21 protein-coding genes are annotated in these 19,103 nt (G+C 65.0%); 8 read left to right on the top strand and 13 right to left on the bottom strand.

Annotation, left to right across the window (positions count from 1 at the left end; genetic code table 11):
* Positions 1–17 precede the first annotated feature (17 nt).
* The 6 genes from ACYCTF_RS07895 to ACYCTF_RS07870 all read left to right on the top strand — a co-directional run bounded on the left by ACYCTF_RS07895 (position 18) and on the right by ACYCTF_RS07870 (position 5,870).
* Positions 18–1,547, top strand: a complete 1,530-nt coding sequence (locus ACYCTF_RS07895) for a hypothetical protein (RefSeq protein WP_461281954.1) — start codon at positions 18–20, stop codon at positions 1,545–1,547.
* Complete coding sequence (gene hemA / locus ACYCTF_RS07890; RefSeq protein ID WP_461281955.1) at positions 1,516–2,775, top strand: glutamyl-tRNA reductase; 1,260 nt, start codon at positions 1,516–1,518, stop codon at positions 2,773–2,775. The genes ACYCTF_RS07895 and hemA overlap by 32 nt, the downstream gene beginning before the upstream one ends.
* Entirely contained in the window at positions 2,775–3,857 is a 1,083-nt protein-coding gene (prfA, locus tag ACYCTF_RS07885; RefSeq protein ID WP_461282132.1) for a peptide chain release factor 1, read from the top strand. Before hemA ends, prfA begins: the two co-directional genes overlap by 1 nt.
* Complete coding sequence (prmC, locus tag ACYCTF_RS07880; RefSeq protein ID WP_461281956.1) at positions 3,854–4,696, top strand: peptide chain release factor N(5)-glutamine methyltransferase; 843 nt, start codon at positions 3,854–3,856, stop codon at positions 4,694–4,696. The genes prfA and prmC overlap by 4 nt, the downstream gene beginning before the upstream one ends.
* On the top strand, positions 4,689–5,441 hold the full coding sequence (locus ACYCTF_RS07875; protein WP_461281957.1) for a HesA/MoeB/ThiF family protein: 753 nt from the start codon (positions 4,689–4,691) through the stop codon (positions 5,439–5,441). Before prmC ends, ACYCTF_RS07875 begins: the two co-directional genes overlap by 8 nt.
* A 156-nt stretch (positions 5,442–5,597) precedes the next feature.
* Positions 5,598–5,870, top strand: coding sequence for a hypothetical protein (locus ACYCTF_RS07870; protein WP_461284767.1), 273 nt, complete (start codon positions 5,598–5,600; stop codon positions 5,868–5,870).
* On the opposite strand, the gene slmA is transcribed toward ACYCTF_RS07870, so the two are convergent.
* The 4 genes from slmA to ACYCTF_RS07850 all read right to left on the bottom strand — a co-directional run bounded on the left by slmA (position 5,867) and on the right by ACYCTF_RS07850 (position 8,227).
* Entirely contained in the window at positions 5,867–6,466 is a 600-nt protein-coding gene (gene slmA, locus ACYCTF_RS07865) for a nucleoid occlusion factor SlmA (RefSeq protein WP_461281959.1), read from the bottom strand. The two genes, ACYCTF_RS07870 and slmA, sit on opposite strands and share 4 nt — an antisense overlap.
* A 2-nt stretch (positions 6,467–6,468) precedes the next feature.
* A complete protein-coding gene (locus tag ACYCTF_RS07860) occupies positions 6,469–6,732 on the bottom strand; it encodes a hypothetical protein (RefSeq protein ID WP_461281960.1) in 264 nt (87 codons plus the stop codon).
* 14 nt (positions 6,733–6,746) lie between these two features.
* Positions 6,747–7,631 (bottom strand): acetylglutamate kinase, encoded by an 885-nt coding sequence (argB, locus tag ACYCTF_RS07855; RefSeq protein ID WP_461282133.1) that lies wholly within the window; start codon positions 7,629–7,631, stop codon positions 6,747–6,749.
* Positions 7,632–7,780: 149 nt separating this feature from the next.
* Positions 7,781–8,227, bottom strand: a complete 447-nt coding sequence (locus tag ACYCTF_RS07850) for an Hsp20/alpha crystallin family protein (RefSeq protein WP_461281961.1) — start codon at positions 8,225–8,227, stop codon at positions 7,781–7,783.
* A 715-nt stretch (positions 8,228–8,942) separates the two neighbouring features.
* Between ACYCTF_RS07850 and ACYCTF_RS07845 the strand changes: the two genes are divergently transcribed.
* The gene (locus ACYCTF_RS07845) at positions 8,943–9,434 is read left to right on the top strand and encodes a CBS domain-containing protein (protein ID WP_461281962.1); all 492 of its coding nucleotides are present in this window, start codon (positions 8,943–8,945) and stop codon (positions 9,432–9,434) included.
* A 49-nt stretch (positions 9,435–9,483) separates the two neighbouring features.
* Positions 9,484–11,847, top strand: coding sequence for a plasma-membrane proton-efflux P-type ATPase (locus ACYCTF_RS07840; protein ID WP_461281963.1), 2,364 nt, complete (start codon positions 9,484–9,486; stop codon positions 11,845–11,847).
* A 52-nt stretch (positions 11,848–11,899) separates the two neighbouring features.
* Here ACYCTF_RS07840 and hslU read toward each other — a convergent pair whose 3' ends face one another.
* The 9 genes from hslU to ACYCTF_RS07795 all read right to left on the bottom strand — a co-directional run bounded on the left by hslU (position 11,900) and on the right by ACYCTF_RS07795 (position 18,996).
* Complete coding sequence (gene hslU, locus ACYCTF_RS07835) at positions 11,900–13,237, bottom strand: ATP-dependent protease ATPase subunit HslU (RefSeq protein WP_461281964.1); 1,338 nt, start codon at positions 13,235–13,237, stop codon at positions 11,900–11,902.
* Positions 13,237–13,779 (bottom strand): ATP-dependent protease subunit HslV, encoded by a 543-nt coding sequence (gene hslV / locus ACYCTF_RS07830; protein WP_461281965.1) that lies wholly within the window; start codon positions 13,777–13,779, stop codon positions 13,237–13,239. The genes hslU and hslV overlap by 1 nt, the downstream gene beginning before the upstream one ends.
* A 66-nt stretch (positions 13,780–13,845) precedes the next feature.
* The gene (locus ACYCTF_RS07825) at positions 13,846–14,034 is read right to left on the bottom strand and encodes a hypothetical protein (RefSeq protein ID WP_461281966.1); all 189 of its coding nucleotides are present in this window, start codon (positions 14,032–14,034) and stop codon (positions 13,846–13,848) included.
* A 60-nt stretch (positions 14,035–14,094) separates the two neighbouring features.
* Positions 14,095–14,982 carry a tyrosine recombinase XerC gene (locus tag ACYCTF_RS07820; protein ID WP_461281967.1) on the bottom strand — a complete coding sequence of 296 codons (888 nt, stop codon included), beginning with the start codon at positions 14,980–14,982 and terminating at the stop codon, positions 14,095–14,097.
* The gene (locus ACYCTF_RS07815) at positions 14,982–15,671 is read right to left on the bottom strand and encodes a DUF484 family protein (RefSeq protein ID WP_461281968.1); all 690 of its coding nucleotides are present in this window, start codon (positions 15,669–15,671) and stop codon (positions 14,982–14,984) included. Before ACYCTF_RS07815 ends, ACYCTF_RS07820 begins: the two co-directional genes overlap by 1 nt.
* 4 nt (positions 15,672–15,675) lie before the next feature.
* A complete protein-coding gene (gene dapF, locus ACYCTF_RS07810; RefSeq protein ID WP_461281969.1) occupies positions 15,676–16,524 on the bottom strand; it encodes a diaminopimelate epimerase in 849 nt (282 codons plus the stop codon).
* Positions 16,521–17,789, bottom strand: a complete 1,269-nt coding sequence (lysA, locus tag ACYCTF_RS07805) for a diaminopimelate decarboxylase (protein WP_461281970.1) — start codon at positions 17,787–17,789, stop codon at positions 16,521–16,523. The genes dapF and lysA overlap by 4 nt, the downstream gene beginning before the upstream one ends.
* Positions 17,786–17,917 (bottom strand): LPS translocon maturation chaperone LptM, encoded by a 132-nt coding sequence (lptM, locus tag ACYCTF_RS07800; protein ID WP_461284770.1) that lies wholly within the window; start codon positions 17,915–17,917, stop codon positions 17,786–17,788. Before lptM ends, lysA begins: the two co-directional genes overlap by 4 nt.
* A complete protein-coding gene (locus tag ACYCTF_RS07795) occupies positions 17,917–18,996 on the bottom strand; it encodes a saccharopine dehydrogenase family protein (RefSeq protein ID WP_461284766.1) in 1,080 nt (359 codons plus the stop codon). The genes lptM and ACYCTF_RS07795 overlap by 1 nt, the downstream gene beginning before the upstream one ends.
* Positions 18,997–19,103 lie beyond the last annotated feature (107 nt).

The raw sequence follows: 19,103 nt of genomic DNA, 5'->3' as shown, positions 1-19,103 counted from the left end.
GCGGGAGGCCCTGCGCCATGAATCTGATTGTGCTCCCCCTGATCGCCATCCCGGTCCTGGCGTTTGCCTACCGTTTCCTGGGGCGGCTCGCGGTCGCGATCGCCGAGGACTCCGCGCAGTATAATACAGAGCCTGCGGCCGGGGCAGAGTCGGGAGTCGTGGCGGGACTACGCGACTTCGGCGTCCTTGGGACCCCGATGCTCTTAGGGGGCGCGGCATTCGGCCTGCGCTTTGGCTGGGCCCCGGCCTTCCTGTGGATCCTCTTGGCCGGCACCACCCTGGGCGCGGTCGGCGCGATCGCGCAGATGCGGCTGCGCACGCCCGCCACGCTGCGCACCGCCAACACCCTCGGACGTCTCTTCGTGAGCGCCATTCTGGCCCTGGTGTGGGCGGGACTGGCGGCCCACGGCGCCCATGCGCTCCTCACCTTCGTGGTGTTATACCTTGCCGCTGACCGCCTGATCCCGTTCCTGCTCGCGCGCCGCGCCGACCTCGCCGCGGGCCTGATCCTGGTGGCCGCCATAGGCGTGCTGTTTTCAGCGATCGGCGTCTCCTGGCCGCTGGCCCTTGAAGGCCCGGTACGCCTCGTCATAGGCCCCTACGAACGCCTAACGCAGGCGGCCCCCGTGTTTTTCTATGCCCTGCTCTTCGTCATGCTGATCCAAAAGAAGCGTGCCGGCCGCCTCGTGTCACGCCCCGCCTATGGCGCAGTCGGCGCCTTGCTGCTCGGCGCGGTCACGGTCTTGGTGTTCGTGGCAGCCCTCGTAAGCCATCCGCCGATGGCGATTCCAAGGCTGCGCCACGGGCAGCTCGCCATGGCCTTGCCGTGGCTTGCGTGCGCGCTCCCCTTTGCCGCGGCGCTCGCCCCGCTCGGAGACAACGCAGTCGGCCGCCGGACCCTGTCCGGGACCTATATGGCCCTGCTCTTTCAGGCGGGCTGCGCCGTCGCCTTCCTCATGGACGCCGAGCGCGCCTTCCCGAATGTCACCGCGTGGTCGGGCTTTTTTGGTCACGGTCCCGACCTCGTGACGCTCCTGGCGGCGGGGGTCGAGGGCAATCAGCGGCTCATGGCGTCGATCGGCCTGGGCCCTTGGGTAAGCCAGGTGCTGCTCGCGGCCCTCCTGTTACTCACCGTGGCGGCCCTGGAGAGCCAACAGGAGGCGCTCGCCCGCGAGACCTCGCCCCTCGGCCGACTCCAACCGCTCATGGCCACCGCCCTCTTGGGGGGCCTTTTATGGGCGGCCCACGGTCTCAGCGCGACCGACGAACTGTTCCTCGGGGCGCTGCTCGGGATCGGGGCTGCCTTCGCGCTCATCCTCATGCGCCGTGACTTTCCGGGGTTTATGGTATCCTTGGGATATGTATTGCTGGCGTTAACCGACATTGCGGTGATCGCGATCGGGTGGAGTGGCGCCACGCACCATCCGATTCGGGCCGCGCTAGCGGTCGCCGTCATATCGATCGAGGCCGTTGCGGCGGCCCGGCTTTGGGGATCTTCGTCTCGGTCCAAAGACCATGCACCTCGTAGCACTAGGCATCAACCATAAAACCGCGCCGGTGGCATTGCGTGAGCAGGCGGCCTTCGACCTGCAAACGCTGCCTGACGCGCTCCATGCCGCAGCCGAAGTCGGGGCGGGCGAGGCGACCATCCTCTCCACGTGCAACCGGACCGAGCTCTATTGCGGCCTGCGCAACCCGTCTGACGAGTCGCTGATCGACTGGTTCTGCGACTACCATAAGCTCGCGCCGCGACTCGTGCGCCCGCACCTCTATGTCCACGATGGCCGCACCGCCGTCGCCCATGCCTTCCGCGTCGCCTCGGGTCTCGACTCCTTGGTCCTCGGGGAACCCCAAATTCTAGGCCAGATGAAGAGCGCGTTCGCCGCCGCGCACAAGGCCGGCACCACCGGCAAGCTCTTGAACCGCTTGTTCCAGCACACCTTCTCCGTGGCAAAGCAGGTGCGCACTGACACCGCCATAGGCGCCAATGCGGTATCGGTGGCCTATGCAGCCGTGAGCCTCGCCCGACGCATCTTCGACCGGCTCGCCGACCAGACTGTGCTGCTCATAGGCGCAGGCGAGATGATTGAGCTGGCCGCGCGTCATCTGAAAGAACAGGGCATACGGCGCATGGTGGTGGCCAACCGCACGATCGGACGCGCCAGCAGTCTGGGCGGCATCTACGGGGCGGAGGCCATCTCGCTCCTCGAGATGCCCGACTATCTGAGCAGCGCCGACATCGTCATCTCCTGCACGGCGAGTCTCTTGCCGCTGCTCGGCAAAGGCGCGGTGGAAAGGGCGCTCAAGGCACGCAAGCACCGTCCCATGTTCCTGGTCGACCTGGCGGTGCCGCGCGACATAGAACCGGAGGTGGGAGAGCTGTCGGATGTCTATCTCTACACCATAGACGACCTGAAGGGCGTCATTGAAGAAAACATGGAGTCGCGCCAAGCCGCGGCGCGCCAAGCCGAAACGATCATCGAGAGCGAGGTGATCGAGTTCATGCGCTGGGTGCGATCACTTGAGTCGGTACCGACCGTGCGCGCCCTACGCGCCACCACCGAGGCGCTGCGTGACGTCGAGCTGGAAAGGGCCCGACGCGCGCTCGAACGCGGTGAGCCGGCCGACGAGGTCCTGTTGCGCTTTGCCCACGCCCTCACGAATAAATTCATGCACTGCCCAAGCACGGCCTTGCGGGAGGCCAACGCCGACGGCGAGCTGGATCTCATCAGCGCTACGCGCGCGCTCTTTCGCCTCGACGACAAGGCCTCGTGATGCAGGCATCGCTCGTGGCCAAGCTCGAGCGGCTGGCATCGCGGCTCGAGGAAACGACCGCGGAACTCTCGGACCCGCGCGTGACGCAGGATCAGGAGCGCTTCCGGCGCCTGTCGCGCGAGCATGCGGAACTCACCCCGGTCGTGGAGCGCTTCGCGGCCTGGCGCCAAACCGAGGAACAATTGAGCGCCGCCCAGACCCTCTTGCAGGATGCGGATCCGAGCGTACGGGCAATGGCCGAAGAGGAGATCGCGGCCCTCGGCTTGGCACGCGTGGACTGTGAGTCGGACCTAAAACGCCTCATGCTGCCTCGCGACCCCAACGACGAGCGCAACATCTTCCTCGAGGTCCGTGCCGGCACAGGCGGCGACGAGGCGGCCTTGTTCGCGGGCGATCTCTATCGTATGTACGCAGGTTACGCGACACGTCGCGGCTGGCAGATGGAGATCGTGCACGCGAGCGGCGGGGAGCACGGCGGCTACAAGGAGATCATCGCGCGCCTGGCCGGCCCCTCGGTCTACTCGCGACTCAAATTTGAATCGGGGGGGCATAGAGTCCAGCGCGTGCCGCTCACCGAAGCGCAAGGACGCATCCATACCTCGGCCTGCACCGTAGCGGTCATGGCCGAGGTGGAGGAACGCGAGATCACGATCAATCCGGCGGATCTCAAGATCGACACCTTCCGCGCCTCCGGCGCCGGCGGCCAGCACGTCAACAAGACCGACTCGGCCATCCGTGTAACCCACCTCCCGAGCGGCATGGTCGTGGAATGCCAGGACGAACGCTCGCAGCACAAAAACCGCGCCCGCGCGCTGTCCGTCCTTGCCTCACGCCTGCGGGAACAAGAGATGCGCGCAAAGCAGGAACAGGAGGCGGCCACACGTCGCAAGCTCGTGGGTAGCGGCGATCGCTCCGAACGCATTCGCACCTACAACTTCCCTCAAGGGCGCGTGACGGACCATCGCATCAACCTCACCTTGTACCGCCTTGAACGCGTCCTCGAGGGGGACTTGGACGAGTTGATCGATGCCCTGATCGCCGAGGACCAGACCGAGCAGCTCGCCGCGCTCGCCCTCGAATGACGACCATACGGGGCTTCCTCGCACAGGCGACCCGGCCCGCCCCCGGGTCTCCGGATCGCTGCCCCATCCAAGAGGTCTGGACGCTCGGCTGTCACATCCTGCAACGCCCGCTCGCGCAGCTGCTCGCCTCTGATGCCGCCGAACCGCTGCGCCCCGAGGACGCGGCACGCTGGCGCGAACTCATGCTGAGGCGCCAAAACGGCGAGCCCCTGGCCTATCTCGTGGGCCATACCGAATTCTGGTCGCTACCGCTCAAGATCACCCCCGACGTCCTCGTGCCGCGCCCCGAGACCGAGATCCTGGTGGAACGCGCGCTGAGCCGGACCTTGGCCCGCGGCGATCGCTGTATCGACGCCGGGACCGGGTCGGGCGCCATTGCCCTCGCCCTCAAAAAGGAAAGCCCCGACGCCTTCGTGGCGGCCTGTGATCGGAGCCCGAAGGCCCTGGCCGTGGCGCGCGCCAATGCCCACACCCTGGGACTCGAGGTCGCTTTCTGGGCGGGGTCCTGGCTCGACGCCATCGAGGCTCACTCCTGCACCCTGATCGCGGCCAACCCCCCTTACATAGAAAGCGCTGATCCTTGCCTGGACGGTGACGGGCTCCGCTACGAGCCGCGTGATGCCCTGGATGGGGGCACAGACGGGCTCACGGCCTTCGCGGCGCTGATTCCGGGGGCCGTGCGAGCCCTGAGGCCGGGTGGCCGGCTACTCGTGGAACATGGTTACGCGCAGGGCCCGCAACTGCGTATGCTGCTCAAACAGGCGGACTTCGGAGACGTGGCCACACATAACGATTATGCCGGCCACCCCCGCGTGACCGAAGGGATCTGGCATGGATGACAGAGAACTTTTGCGCCATAGCGCCCACATCTTTTTGCCCGAAATGGGCATTGAGGGCGTGGAGCGCCTTCGGCGCGCCCGGGTCCTCATCGTGGGCCTAGGGGGTCTCGGTTCGACGGTGGCCCTCTATCTTGCGCGCAGCGGCATTCAGGAACTCACGCTCGCCGATGCGGACCTCGTATCGCTATCGAACTTGCCACGCCAGATCCTCTACGCCGATCGTCAGGTGGGCCTGCCCAAGACCGAGGCGGCAGGCGCGACGCTCGCGTCCCTAGGCTACTCAGGCGCACGCCTCGTTACCGAGCGGCTGTCGGGGACGCGGCTTGCCGAAGAGGTGGACCACGTCGATCTTGTCTGCGACGCCTCCGACAATTTCGCCACCCGCTTCGCCGTCAACGAGGTCTGCGTCAAGGCCCGGATCCCACTCGTATCGGCGGCCGTGATCCGCATGGCGGGGCAACTTCTGGTCGTGGACCCGAAAGAGGCGGCCGCCGGCTGCTATCGCTGCCTCTACCCCGAGATCGAGGAAGAGGCCGAGCCCTGCAGCGAGCGTGGGGTCCTGGGCCCCGTGGCGGGCGCCCTGGCCACCTTGCAGGCGGCAGAGGCCCTCAAGGTCATCGCCGGCCTCGCTACGCCGCTTGCCCGCGATCTCTGGGTCTTTGATGCCAAGGAGATGGAAAGCCGCCGCATCCGCCGCCGCAGGGACCCGACTTGCCCCGTCTGCGGGACGCCCCCTTCGCCTTAAGGTCCAGACCGCCCCTTTGTGGGCCCTCAGGCCACCCAGGGTCACGCTGCTGTCGCACACAGGGACCCGAAGCGATGCGCCGATCCAACGCTGGATCGAACGGCGCAGAGGCCCAAGCCCGCGCACATGACATCCACGAGCGAAGGCGGAGGGCTGTTGCGAGCCGATTTCCCCAACCGCGGCGGGGACAATCGCCCCGAGCTCATCTCATGGGAGCGTTTTTCCGAGACCTTCGACGAACGCCATCTCACCTTGCTGGACCAGGACGAGACCGCCTTCGGCCACGAAAGCCGATTCTCCCAGTTCGTCGCGCGCGAGACGGCGACGCCCACTTACGGCAAGGCCTGGCGTGGCCACGGCGCCAAGCCTCATCAAGACGCGGGGCGGGCGGCCACAACACTCCGCCTTAAGTCCCACGCCAAGATCTAGGTGACCTCATCACCGTCACCGAAAATCGCGCGCCTCAGAAGGGCCCACTGGGCCTCCCACTCGGCAACCGGCGAGACGCGAAATCGGGTGCGCACCGCCTGCGCAATGCGGCCGTCGGCGGCTGCGAGCAAAAGCTGCGCGCACACCAAGGGCGCGGGCAGGTGGGGAGCAAGTTGGGTGTCGCGCAAGATGAGGCGCAGATGGGTCTCGACGCGTTCATAGATCTGCGCCAGACGGTCGCGCAGACGTTCGTGCTCCCCAGCCAGAACCGCCCCCTGGAGCAGGTACGCCAGCCCATGGTTTTTGTCGGCGAAGGCAAGCCAGAGGCGCAGGACTTGACCGATCTTGGCGGCGGGCGTGAGCGGCTCAGCGGCTATGCGGTTGATGCGCGTGAACAGGCTCTCCTCGATGAATTCAAAGAGCGCCTCGAACATGCGCGCCTTGCTCGGGAAATGCCGATAGAGGGCCGCCTCCGACACACCGACCGCCGAGGCCAAATGCGCGGTCGTGATCGATGCCCCTGGCACCTCTTCGAGGAGGCGGGCCAAGGTCTCCAGAATTTCCTGGCGACGCTCGCCGCGGCGCGGGCGCGCCACCGTCAGGCCTCGCGCGCCGCATGCACAATGCGGCCCGTCGCGTCCCATCGCACACGGAATCGTCCCCAGCAGGGTACGCGCCCGGCCACACAGCCTGCGCCCTCGACCAGGATCTCCTCGAAAGACACCGAGCACACGGCGTCCTCGGACCCGTATTCCAGGACCTCGACTGCAAGACTGTCGTTATCGGGCCAGCCGTTTTGCGAACACAGCGCGGCTAGCATAGGCGTGGCGGCAAAATACCGCTCGATCGCCGACTTATCCATCTCCCTCTCCCTTGTCAGGCGTGGATCAAGGTGCCGACACCGTCGTCCGTCAGGACCTCGAGCAACACCGCGTGTTCCACGCGCCCATCCACTATGTGCGCCGAGCCCACCCCGGCGGCAACCGCATCCAGGGCGCAGCGAACCTTCGGCAGCATGCCCCCATGGATCACCCCCTCGGCGATCAATCGCTCGGTGGAGGCCGCATCCACGCGCGTCATGAGCTGGCCATCGGCCCCGAGAACTCCCGCCGTGTTGGTCAACAACAGCAGCTTCTCGGCGCGCAAGGTCCCAGCTAGGTAGCCTGCAACGAGATCGGCATTGATATTATAGGTCGCTCCGTCGTCGCCGATGCCGATCGGCGCGATCACTGGGATGAAATCCCCGGTATCGAGCAGGCTTACAAGCTCTGCGTCGATGCCCGTAACCTCGCCGACATGCCCTATATCTATGATTTCACTTGGTAATCCATCGGCCGCCGTGGGACGCAAGGAGAGCTTGCGGGCCCTGATCATAGCCCCGTCCTTGCCGGACAGACCCACCGCCTTGCCACCGTGACGGTTGATCAGGTGCACGATCTCCTTGTTGACGAGCCCCCCTAGGACCATTTCGACCACATCCATAGTCTCCTGGTCCGTGACCCGCATTCCCTGTATGAACCGACTCTCCTTACCGATACGTGCTAGCAACTGGCCTATCTGGGGACCGCCCCCATGGACCACGACCGGATTCATGCCAACCAGCTTCATAAGCACGATGTCGCGCGCAAAGCCGTCCTTCAGTACCGGATCCACCATGGCGTTGCCCCCGTATTTGATGACGAAGGTCTTGCCTTGGAATTTGCGGATATAGGGGAGCGCCTCGATCAAGAGGCCGATGGACGAAGACGAGGGCACGGGGATTCTCCGGCATAAGTGCGGCACAAGGTACCCGATTTCAGGCGCCCTGTCAGCCGCGGCCCGCCGCTCGCGCCAAGAGGGCCGCGCCCGACCCTCTTGGCCCCCAAAACAACAGGGGCCCCCGCAGGGGCCCCCAAACGCGGCGCCTAAAATCAGGCCACGCTGATCTTCTTTGGCTTCACCTCTTCGGCCTTCGGGAGCATAAGCTCGAGGACACCGTCTTTGTAGTTCGCCGTCACCTTCTTTTCGTCGATATGCGACCCAAGACGCACGCTGCGCGACAGCTTCCCATAGCAGCGCTCCTCGCGGATCACGCGATCGCCCGACCTCTCCTCGTGCTGACGTCGGACCTCACCGCATATCGTCAATACACCCTCAGCCAGCGTGATATCGATATCCTCGCGATTTACACCCGGCATATCCATGCGGATGAGATACTCGTTCTCGCGCTCGGTCACGTCCATAGCCGGCACCACGCCGGTCGCCCCACCCTCGGTCCTGCGACGCAGTGGACGGAAGAAGCCTTCGAGCAGATTGTCGAGTTCATCGTTGACAAGCGTCCAACCCGAGTTGGTCGGGCTCTGCATCAAAGCTGCCATGATAACCACCTCCTCATGTTAACGGTTTCCGGGAAAGCTCTCCCGGCGACGCCTTTCATTTGGGTACGCGGGGCCACAATTTCAAGGCCCTCGCTTCCTGATGTGCAAAGCGGTCGCGTTCGCTGTCCCATGCGCCTACGTATCCAACGGCGCCGTTGGGCCACGCACAAAACACATCCTGGCAGGCCACCCTGGGGGTGGCTTTTTTGACCAGCTGCGAGCCGCTCAAGCGCCCCTCCTGCGCCCGGCGGGCACCCTCCAGTGCCCTGGATTCGGGTCTCACGTCTTTTGATTTTTTTACCGGCCGATTGTCCGCATTAATGAGGCTTTTCCATTATATTTTTAAATACTGCACGACGAGGCGCACCACGAGCACCCCTTGGCCTGGAATTTTTATGTGGCCTTTCACTGACATAACGCAATTCATTCTTCCCTTACTCGTGTTTCTATATAATTGGCCCGTCACTGTGCCGTCTCCTTCATAGACGATTCTTATCGCTTCGCATAAGGGCTCCTTGATTCCCACTGCGAAATGCGTCCCGGGCACGCGCTTGCGGCAGTGCCCCTCGCATCCTATAGTCCTAAGCCCTAGGCACGCGCCCCCATCAGCTCTCTCGGGACTGCGTGCTTTTTCGGAGTCGTGGATATATCGAATGACCATATCACTCGATCCTGGGCGTCTCCGGTCTCGCCCGATCGCCCGCGGAGGAACACCATGCTCGTCAAAGATGTCATGACCACGAAAATCAAGACGGTGGGCCCGGACAGCGCGCTGCGCGATGTCGCCACCCTGCTCGGCTTCTATCACATAAGCGGACTACCCGTCGTGACGGACGGCAGCACGATCGTCGGCGTCATCTCCGAGAAAGACGTGCTGCGGGCCATGTACCCGAAGATCAATGATGCCATACGGCTCATGGCGTCCGTACAGTTCGACGATTTAGACCGCGAGTTTCACGACGTCTTGGACGAGCGGGTCGCGGAGTTCATGACGTCCAATGTCCTGACGGTGGGGCCGAACGACGAAATACTGCGCGCCGCGGCACTCATGATCGCCCATAGGATCCGGCGCATCCCGGTGGCCACCGACGGCAAGCTTGTGGGCATGCTCAGCATAGGCGATGTCCACAAGGCGGTCTTGAAGGAGACGTTCGACCGCAAACTCGACCGGGGTGGCGATCGGTCTGACTTGAAGCCGCGCGTCTAGGAAAGGGGCAAACGGCTGGGGCAGGAGCACAAAGACACGAGGGGGTGAGATGAGCAAGGCAGCGGACGACCAGGCGATCGGGTATGTCGTGAACCTCAAGGGACTGACGAGCGCCGAAGCGGCGCGGCTATTGGCCGAACATGGGCCCAACGTGATCGCCGAGGACAAGCCTAACCCGCTGCGATTATTCTTCAAGAAACTTTGGGGGCCCGTGCCGTGGATGCTCGAGGTGACACTGGCGCTCGAGCTCATCATGGGCAATCGTATAGAGGCTTTGATTATCGGGTTTCTTCTGGTATTCAACGCCTTTTTGGGTTTTCTGCATCAACAAAAGGCGCAGAATGCCCTGAACATGCTAAGGACCCGCCTGCAGATCAAAGCGCGCGTTTTGCGCGACGGCACCTGGCAAGTGCTCGCATCCTCGGAACTCGTGCCTGGCGACTACGTGCACTTGCGGGTAGGCGACTTCGCACCCGCGGACCTCGTGATATCCGAAGGGCAGGTCCTGATCGACCAGTCGGCCTTGACCGGGGAATCTGTGCCGGTAGAGCGCGAACCGGGGGAGAACGTGTATTCGGGCTCGGTGCTGCGTCGCGGCGAGGCGAGCGGGACCGTGACGGCGACCGGAAGCCAGAGCTTCTTCGGCAAGACCGCGGAATTGATGCGCGGCGCTGGCAGCCGCGGGCATGCCGAGGCCCTCGTCATGTCCATAATGCGCTACCTGCTGCTCATGGACGGTGCCCTGGTAGTCGCGATCCTGATCTACGCGGGACTCACCGGGCTTTCACTCCTGAAGGTCATGCCCTTCGCGCTGATCCTGCTCGTCGCCTCGGTGCCGGTGGCGCTCACCGCCACCTTCACTTTGACAAGCGCCGTAGCCTCCCTCGACCTCTCGAGTAAAGGCGTGCTCCTCACGCGCCTTGCCGCCATCGAGGAATCGGCGGCGATGAATGAACTTTGCAGCGACAAGACTGGCACCCTGACACTCAATGAACTCACGCTCTCGGGAATGCAGGCCGCAGATGGGGTGGACGACGGGGACCTGCTACTCATGGGGGCGCTCGCAAGCGACGAGCGCACGCAAGACCCTCTGGATACAGCCATCCTCGCACGCCTCCGCGAAAGCGGGAACGCGGTCCCCGAAAAAACTGGCTTCACGCCGTTCGATCCCGCCACCAAGCGCTCCGAGGCCACCTTCACGCGCGACGGCGTCGTGTGGCGGGCGATCAAGGGCGCCCCGCACGTGGTCGCGACGCTAGCCGGTGTCGAGGGTACATTTTGGGAAGGCGCGATCAGTGACCTGGCAGCCAGCGGCGCCCGCGTCCTCGGGGTGGCTGCCGGGCCGGATGGCGCCGTGCCCGCCTTCAAGGGCCTGATCGCGCTCGCCGATCCGCCGCGCCCCGAGGCGCGCGCCATCATCGCCGAACTGAAGAAGCTCGGCGTACGGGTACGCATGGTGACAGGCGACAGCATGGCCACAGCGCGCGTGGTGGCCGCCGAGCTTGGGATGGAAGGCGCCGTCATCGGCGGCCGCGAAGAAATCGCGAAGGGCGCCATCTGCGACATCTACGCCGGAGTCTACCCGGAAGACAAATTCCACTTGGTGCAGACCTTCCAGAACATCGGACACACTGTCGGCATGACCGGCGACGGGGTCAATGACGCCCCGGCCCTGAAACAGGCGGAGGTCGGGATCGCGGTCTCGACCGCCACCGACGTCGCCAAGGCGGCGGCCAGCATGGTACTTACGGACTCGGGGCTGAAAGGCGTAGTGGAGGCAGTCAAGACGGGGCGCCGCGTCTATCAGAGGCTCTTGACCTATACGCTGAACAAGATCGTGAAGACTATCCAGGTGGCGGTGTTCCTGAGCCTCGGACTCATCATATTCCGGCACTTCGTCGTGACGCCACTGCTCGTGCTGCTGCTGCTCTTTGCCAACGACTTCGTGACGATGTCGATTGCCAACGACAACGTGCGGATATCCCCGGAACCAGACGTCTGGAATGTGCGGATGCTCATCAAGACCTCGCTCATCATTGCCGCCGCCTGGCTCGCCTACATCTTCGCCGTGTTTGGCGTCGGCAAGGACGTCTTGGGTCTGCCGATCCCGGAACTGCGTACCTTGAGCTTCCTCGGTCTCGTGTACTCGGGTCTATCCAACGTCCTGCTCGTTCGCGAGCGCTCCTACATGTGGTCTTCGCGCCCCGGCGGCTATCTGATGCTCGCGATCGCAAGTGACGTCGTCATGGTGTCCCTGCTCGCGCATTTCGGGGTCTTCGGGATGGCTAAAGTCGCGTGGTCCGATATCGGCCTATTGCTTGCCTTCACGGTCGTCTACGTGCTGCTGCTCGACCTCATAAAGGTGCCTTTGCTGAAGGCGCCGCAGACGCCGAGCGAGGCCGCCGCCTCGTAACGTGCCTGCGACCCAAGCCCGGCATCGCTGCGGCGACGCGGCGATGCCGGTCTCACAGAATGTAGCGGGCCAGATCCTCGTTACCGGCGAGCGCCGCGAGATGCAGATCGACATAGGCGGCGTCGATCGCGACCGCGGTTCCGCTCTTGTCGGGGGCCTCATAGGAGACGGTCTCCAAAAGCCGCTCCATGAGGGTATGGAGGCGCCGGGCGCCGATGTTCTCGGTACGCTCATTCACCTGGAAGGCAAGTTCGGCGATCCTGCGGATGCCGTCCGGCCTAAAATCGAGCGTGAGGCCTTCGGTGCCAAGCAAAGCCGCATATTGCTCGGTGAGCGAGGCGTGGGTCTCTTTCAGGATGCGCTCGAAGTCATCGGCGGTCAAAGCATCGAGCTCCACACGAATCGGGAGCCGGCCCTGCAATTCCGGTATGAGATCGGACGGCCGCGCGACATGGAAGGCCCCCGAGGCGATGAACAGAATATGGTCCGTGCGCACCATGCCGTATTTCGTGGACACCGTGGACCCCTCGATAAGGGGCAGAAGATCCCGCTGAACCCCCTCCCGCGAGACTTGCGCCCCTTGGGTCTCCGCACGCCCCACGATCTTGTCGATCTCGTCTATGAAGACGATGCCGTGCTGCTCGACTAGATCCACTGCCCGTGCCTTCATGTCGTCTTCATTGACGAGCCGCGCCGCCTCCTCCTCGGTCAAGAGCTTCATGGCCTCGCGAACCTTGAGGCGACGCATCTTGGTCTGCCTTGTACCGAGGTTCTGGAACATACCCTGGAGCTGGCTCGTCATCTCCTCCATGCCGGGGGGCGCGAAGATCTCGACGCCAGAGGGCGCGGCGCGCAGTTCGATCTCGATCTCGGTGTCGTCAAGTTCGCCGGCGCGCAGCCGCGCCCGGAAGCGCTGACGTGCGGCACCGCCGTCATGCTCGGTGCGGGTGAGCGAGTAGGCGTTCTCGCGCGTAGGCGGGATGAGCGCGTCCAAGACCCGCTCCTCGGCCGCATCTTCGGCCTTGGCGCGGACCCGCTCAACTTCCAGCGAGCGCATCATTTTGACTGCGATCTCTGCCAAATCGCGCACGATTGAATCGACATCGCGCCCGACATAGCCTACCTCGGTAAACTTGGTGGCCTCTACCTTCAGAAAAGGCGCGTGGGCTAGCCGCGCGAGCCTACGAGCGATCTCGGTCTTGCCGCAACCGGTCGGACCGATCATGAGGATGTTCTTTGGGGTGATCTCCATGCGCAGATCCACGTCCTGCACCTGCGCGCGCCGCCAGCGATTACGCAACGCGATGGCTACCGCCCTCTTGGCCGCCCCTTGACCGACGATGTGGCGGTCGAGTTCCTGGACGATTTCGCGTGGCGTCATCTCCGACATCAGGCCCGTCCCAATTCTTCTATCGTTAGATTGTGATTCGTGTAGAGACAGATGTCTCCGGCGATATGCAGCGCGCGTTCGACGATGTCGCGCGCCGGAAGATCGGTGTGGGCGAGCAGGGCGCGGGCGGCGGCCTGCGCGTAGGGACCGCCCGAGCCGATGGCGATGAGTCCGTCCTCGGGCTCTATGACGTCGCCATTGCCGGTCAAGATGAGCGACGTGTCCTTGTCCGCGACCGCGAGCAGCGCCTCCAGACGGCGCAGCAGCCGGTCGGTCCGCCAGTCCTTGGCGAGTTCGACGGCCGAGCGGGTCAAATGGCCCTGATGCTGCTCAAGTTTGGCCTCGAAACGCTCGAACAGCGTGAAGGCGTCAGCGGTTCCGCCGGCGAATCCGGCCACAATCGAATCCCGATACAGCCTGCGCACCTTGCGCGCATTGGCCTTCATGATGGTGTGACCCACCGTGACCTGGCCGTCGCCGCCGATCACAACGCGTCCGTCGCGGCGCACCGACAGGATAGTCGTGCCGTGAAATTGTTCCAACGTTACCTCCCACCTTAAGGCCGATACCTCCATGTGGAGGCGCGCCCCGTTAAAGGCAAGAGGCGGTCAGCGATAAAGGAAGCGATTGTCCACGGCCCGGCGGCCCTCGTTCTGGCGCCGGCCACCCCGATCAGGCTCCCAGCGGATCACGGCGCGCCGATCGCCTTGCCGGCGCCGCACGGAACGTCTGCGATCCGGCCCACAGTAGTTGGCGGCGCGCACCAGGCGCGGCGTCTCGCCATCTCTTCCCGTCATAAACCCCCTCCCCAGGTAGTCATAACGACGGGACACGCTAGCACAAGGGCTAGGCCCGCTTCAACGCGCCTTCTTTCGGGACCTGGGGTGGGCCGCATCGTAGACACGGGCCAATTGCTGGTAATCGAGATGGGTGTAGATCTGGGTGGTGCTCAAATGTGCGTGCCCAAGGAGTTCCTGCACAGCCCGCAGGTCCTGGCTCGATTGCAGGATATGGCTCGCAAACGAATGGCGCAGCATATGCGGATGCAGGGGTATGGCAAGGCCGCGGGTGCGGGCAAAGAGCGCAAGCCGCTTTTGGATTGTACGCGCGCAAAGTGGCCGCCCACTTTGCCCCGGGAACAGGGACCCCAAGGGATCGGCCCCCGGCCGCAGCGGCAGCCAGACCTTCAGGGCGGCCTGGGCGGCGCGCCCCATGGGTACAAGGCGCTCGCGCCGCCCCTTGCCCGTGACCCGCACGAGACCCTGAGCGAAATCGAGGTCGGTGAGGCGTAGTCCCACGAGCTCGGACAGGCGCAGGCCGGCGCCATAGAGGAGCTCGACCATGGCCATATCGCGGGTCTCGAGGACCCCCGCGGGGGTCTGCGCCAGAAGGCCCTGGAGGGCGTCCACCGTCAGATCCTGCGGTAGGGAGCGGGGGGTATGGGGTGCCTTGACCCCACGAAACGGATTAGCGTGCAAACCAAGCTCGCGATAAAGGGTGCGGGCCGCCGACAAGGCGCGCGCTATGCTGCGACCACCCAAACCCGCGCGGCTTGAGGTCGCGACAAAGCGTCGCGCGGCCTCGACGGTCATGCCCCCCGGGCCTTCGCAGCCCTGCGTCCGTGCAAAACGGGCGAGCGCATCGAGATCGCGGGCGTAAGCGGCCAGCGTACGGTCCGAATACCGCCGCTCGTAGGCCAGCCGCTCGAGGCAGCGCGATATCGCCTCGGCCCAGCTGTCCGCCATCAGGCGCGATCCAGCTGTTGGGCCACGGCGCGCATCACAAGTTCGCCGAGTCGGCCCAAGTACATCGTCCCCACGCCCGCCGGGAAACGCTCGCGGTCGTGGCTCCCGAAAAGCAGGAGCCCGGAACGTACCGGGTCGCGCAAAGGCACAAGCGCCACCGACCCGATCCGCGCCTCATCGGGCCCCAAAAGGCCACGCACCTCGGCCAGAACCGCCTTGGGCCCGCACAAGGGCCGCTCGCGGGACAAAGCCTGGGCACGCCGCAGCCGGCCATCATCGGGTGCCACAAACTCCGGCCGTCCGCCCAGGGGGCCGCCATCCACCCCCAAAAGGATCGTCACGGCATCGAGCTTCAGCTGGTTACGCCCCAGGTCATAGACACTACCGAATACGTCGTCCAGGGAAGCGGCGTCGATCAAGGCTACGGCAAGCTTATGCAACCTCTCGGCGAGCGCCTCGTTTTCCCGCGCCGCGGCCAGGAAACTCTGGCGCTCGCGATCCTTGGCGGCGAGGCGCTCGCGCAACACAGCAGCCTGGCGCTCCAGCAGCGAAACCGCCTGCCCGCGGCCCTTGTGTGGGATGCGCAGGACCTCCAGGAGATCCTCGTGACGCTCAAAATAATCCGGGTTATTACGCAGATAGCGCGCCACCCCCTCTTCCCACGACAGTTCTTCGCTCGACTGTTTCACGGCCTCACCCCTGCTCGCTCAACCGCCCCTCATACACGCGCTCGGCCGGGCCGCGCATCCATATAGGCCCCGCGCCGTCGTAGCGGACGGTAAGTCTCCCCCCGCGCAAATGGACCTCGACGTCGTCGTCCAGCAAGCCCTGTTCACGTCCCGCCACCACCGCCGCGCAGGCCCCTGATCCGCACGCGAGCGTCTCGCCTGCGCCGCGCTCATAGACGCGCAGTCGTATGGTGCGCCGACCAAGGATTTGCATAAAGCCCACGTTCACGCCCTCCGGGAAGCGGGCATGACGCTCAATCAAGGGACCCAGGACGGCCACCGGGGCGCGCTCGACATCCTCCACCACCTGCACGGCGTGGGGATTGCCAAGCGACAGCACGGCCACCTCCACCGCGCGTCCGCCCACGTCAAGGGTGTACAGACGCTGCGCGCGCTCGGCCACAAACGGCACAACCGCCGGGTCCCAGCGCGGAAAACCCATGTTCACGACCACATCCCCATCGTCCTGGACGGCGAGGGTGATGATGCCGCCTGCCGTGCGCACAGTGAGGGTCTCTTTGGCGCTCAGACCCTCGTCGCGCACATAGCGCGCGAAGCATCGCGCCCCATTCCCACACTGCTGCACCTCGCCGCCATCGGCGTTGAAGATGCGATATCCGAAATCGACGCCCGGCTCGCTGCTCGGCAAGATCACGAGGACCTGATCACAGCCGACCCCGAAATGGCGATCAGCGATCCGGCGGATGCGCTCGGGCGCGAGGTCGGGGGTGCCGGTCACTGCATCCAGGACAACGAAATCGTTGCCCAGGCCATGCATCTTGACGAAACGCTGCCCGGCGGCCGCGCCCTTCATGACCACTGCGCCTTACGCACTATGCGCTCACCGCGCATGAGATCCTCATAGGTCTCGCGCTCACGCACGACATGAAAATGCGCGCCGTCGACGAGGACCTCGGCCGGGCGCGGGCGGGCGTTGTACTGGCTACTCATGGTGAAACCATAGGCCCCGGCCTCGGCAATCGCCAGGATGTCACCGGGCTCTATCGCGAGGGACCGGCCCCGCCCGAAGACATCGGCGCTTTCACATACGGGCCCCACGACGTCATATTCGCGTACGGGGCCCGGGCGCCTGCGCGCAGGGATCACGTTTTGCCAGGCCCCGTAGAGCGCCGGCCGTATCAAGTCGTTCATGCCGGCATCGACGATGGCGAAGCGCTTGCTCTCGGTGTCTTTGATATATTCGACACGGGTTGCAAGCAGCCCCGCGGCCGCCACCAGCGCCCGCCCAGGCTCGAGGACGAGTTCCACGTCCTCGAGCCCGTGCGATGCAAGCCGCTCCAGGACCAGCGCGACATAGGCCGGGATCGTGGGCGGACGCTCATCGCGGTAGCGTATTCCAAGCCCCCCGCCGACATCGATATGAGATAGCGCAAGGCCGGCGCGCCGCCAACGCACAACCTCTGGCAATACGCGGTCCAAGGCGTCGGCAAAGGGCCGCAAATCGGTCAATTGTGAACCGATGTGACAGTCGACACCGATAAAGGCGAGATGAGGGTATTCGTGCGCGCGCGCATAACAGGCCGCGGCCTCGGCAAGCGGTATCCCGAACTTGTTTTCCTTGAGCCCGGTGGCGATATAGGGGTGGGTCTTGGCGTCGACGTCCGGATTCACGCGCAAGGACACTGGCGCCCGCACCTTGAGCGCCGCCGCCACCTGCTCGAGCCGGGCAAGCTCGGCCGCAGACTCGACATTGAAGCAGCGGATCCCGACTTGGAGCGCACGACGCATCTCGGCCTCGGTCTTGCCGACCCCCGAGAAGACGATGCGCGCCGGATCACCACCGGCCGCCAAGACCCGCTCAAGCTCCCCCTGCGAGACAATATCGAAGCCCGCCCCGAGATCCGCCAAGGTCGCAAGCAGAGCCAGATTGCCGTTGGCCTTCACGGCATAACAAACGAGGCTCGGCCGGTCCCCGAGGGCGTCGGCGAACGCTTGGTAGGCATCGACCAGGGTCCGGCGACTGTAGACGTAGCAGGGGGACCCGGCTGCACTCACGATCTCCGCAAGCGCCACATCCTCGACGAAGAGCTGATCGTCCCGATAATCAAAGGCGCTCACGAGTGCGGCCCCGCGCCATGATGCGCGGCCGGGGGCGCGGCGGGCCTTGCAGGCGGCAGGTAGAGCGGGCCCGTTTTGCCGCACGCAGCAAGCGCCAGAACCACCATGAAAACGAGGGCGCGCGCCATCACGAAAGCTGTAACACCACTTGCTGCGTCGCCCATTCGCGCGTCATATCCGCCAAAGTGAGAACACCGGAACAGGGAAAGGCGCCCGGCTCCCCGCCGCCCGCCATCCACTTGCGTACGAGCGCCACGGCCGGCGAGCACAAGGTCGAAAGCCCGTCCTCGCAGACCACAAGAGCGGCGCTGCGCATAAAGGGCCCGCCGCCCCGCTGGCCGCGCAACACGACGCGCAATCCAAATGCCGCCTTACCGAAGCGCCGCAGCCCCTTTTGCACCGCGTACAGGCCCTTGGCATACCGCGCCGGGTCGGCGATCACGCCCAACCGGCTCAGGGAACCGAGCCAGGCGTGCGCGCGATTCAAGACCGCAAGCTCAAGCCCGGTGCGATACGTGACCCCGGCGCCGTAGCGCCTGCCCAGGATCTCGATCTCGGGGGCATCGGCCACGTAAAGGCGGCGGCGTCCGAACGGTTCCGGGAGGGCCACGGTGCGGCCTCTCGTGTAACCCGGCACCTCTTGCCACGCGCCCCCCTCAAAAATTCGCGCCCGGCGCGCCTGTGCCGCAAGCAGCGCCTGCATGCTCGCAAGCCCCCGCGGATTGCGATTGCCGGACAGGGTCGCGATCTCGATGTCCGCGATCGTATCGAATCCGGGGGCGATGGCGGCGGCTAGTATCGAGGAAAAAGCGAGGCCCGATCCCGCCCCCGACACCAGCGACACCTGGCCCTCGACCGCGCGCCCCGAAAGGCCCTGGATACCCAGTATATAGGAGGTCTCGTCGGCCATGTCGACATAATGCACGCCGCGGCGTGCGCAGCGCTCGGCCACCACGTAATCGTGGGCGCGAAACGGCCCGCAGGTGTTTACGACGGCGAAGACACCGTCCAAGGCGGCATTCAAAGACGCCTGCCTTTGGATGTCGACCGTCACAAACGGGATACCGAGCGTGGCCGACAAGGCCTGACCACGGGCGGCGTCGCGGCCGCCGATGACACACTCGGCCCCCGGCTCTTGCATGAGGATCTCGGCAATCCGGCGCCCGCAGGTGCCATAGCCGCCCAGGATAAGGATCTTTTTTGTCATGCTGCCAAGAATAGTGGGTAAAGTGGGCCCGACTCAAGGGCGCGGACGGGCGGGCCCCAGGACGCTTCCAGGGGTCGTTTCCAGGCACCGGGCCCTTCGCCATCTGG

The organism is Acidiferrobacter sp., assembly GCF_054609335.1.
The sequence above is the reverse complement of the archived record's forward strand: the minus strand, read 5'-3'. Positions and strand labels throughout refer to the sequence as shown.

Coding starts and splice junctions, on each gene's coding strand:
- ACYCTF_RS07895 (WP_461281954.1), top strand. CDS start 18: ATGAATCTGATTGTGCTCCCCCTGATCGCCATCCCGGTCCTGGCGTTT.
- ACYCTF_RS07875 (WP_461281957.1), top strand. CDS start 4,689: ATGGATGACAGAGAACTTTTGCGCCATAGCGCCCACATCTTTTTGCCC.
- lptM (WP_461284770.1), bottom strand. CDS start 17,917: ATGGCGCGCGCCCTCGTTTTCATGGTGGTTCTGGCGCTTGCTGCGTGC.
- hemA (WP_461281955.1), top strand. CDS start 1,516: ATGCACCTCGTAGCACTAGGCATCAACCATAAAACCGCGCCGGTGGCA.
- ACYCTF_RS07825 (WP_461281966.1), bottom strand. CDS start 14,034: ATGACGGGAAGAGATGGCGAGACGCCGCGCCTGGTGCGCGCCGCCAAC.
- prfA (WP_461282132.1), top strand. CDS start 2,775: ATGCAGGCATCGCTCGTGGCCAAGCTCGAGCGGCTGGCATCGCGGCTC.
- hslU (WP_461281964.1), bottom strand. CDS start 13,237: ATGTCGGAGATGACGCCACGCGAAATCGTCCAGGAACTCGACCGCCAC.
- ACYCTF_RS07860 (WP_461281960.1), bottom strand. CDS start 6,732: ATGGATAAGTCGGCGATCGAGCGGTATTTTGCCGCCACGCCTATGCTA.
- ACYCTF_RS07840 (WP_461281963.1), top strand. CDS start 9,484: ATGAGCAAGGCAGCGGACGACCAGGCGATCGGGTATGTCGTGAACCTC.
- ACYCTF_RS07820 (WP_461281967.1), bottom strand. CDS start 14,982: ATGGCGGACAGCTGGGCCGAGGCGATATCGCGCTGCCTCGAGCGGCTG.
- ACYCTF_RS07795 (WP_461284766.1), bottom strand. CDS start 18,996: ATGACAAAAAAGATCCTTATCCTGGGCGGCTATGGCACCTGCGGGCGC.
- prmC (WP_461281956.1), top strand. CDS start 3,854: ATGACGACCATACGGGGCTTCCTCGCACAGGCGACCCGGCCCGCCCCC.
- ACYCTF_RS07845 (WP_461281962.1), top strand. CDS start 8,943: ATGCTCGTCAAAGATGTCATGACCACGAAAATCAAGACGGTGGGCCCG.
- dapF (WP_461281969.1), bottom strand. CDS start 16,524: ATGAAGGGCGCGGCCGCCGGGCAGCGTTTCGTCAAGATGCATGGCCTG.
- ACYCTF_RS07850 (WP_461281961.1), bottom strand. CDS start 8,227: ATGGCAGCTTTGATGCAGAGCCCGACCAACTCGGGTTGGACGCTTGTC.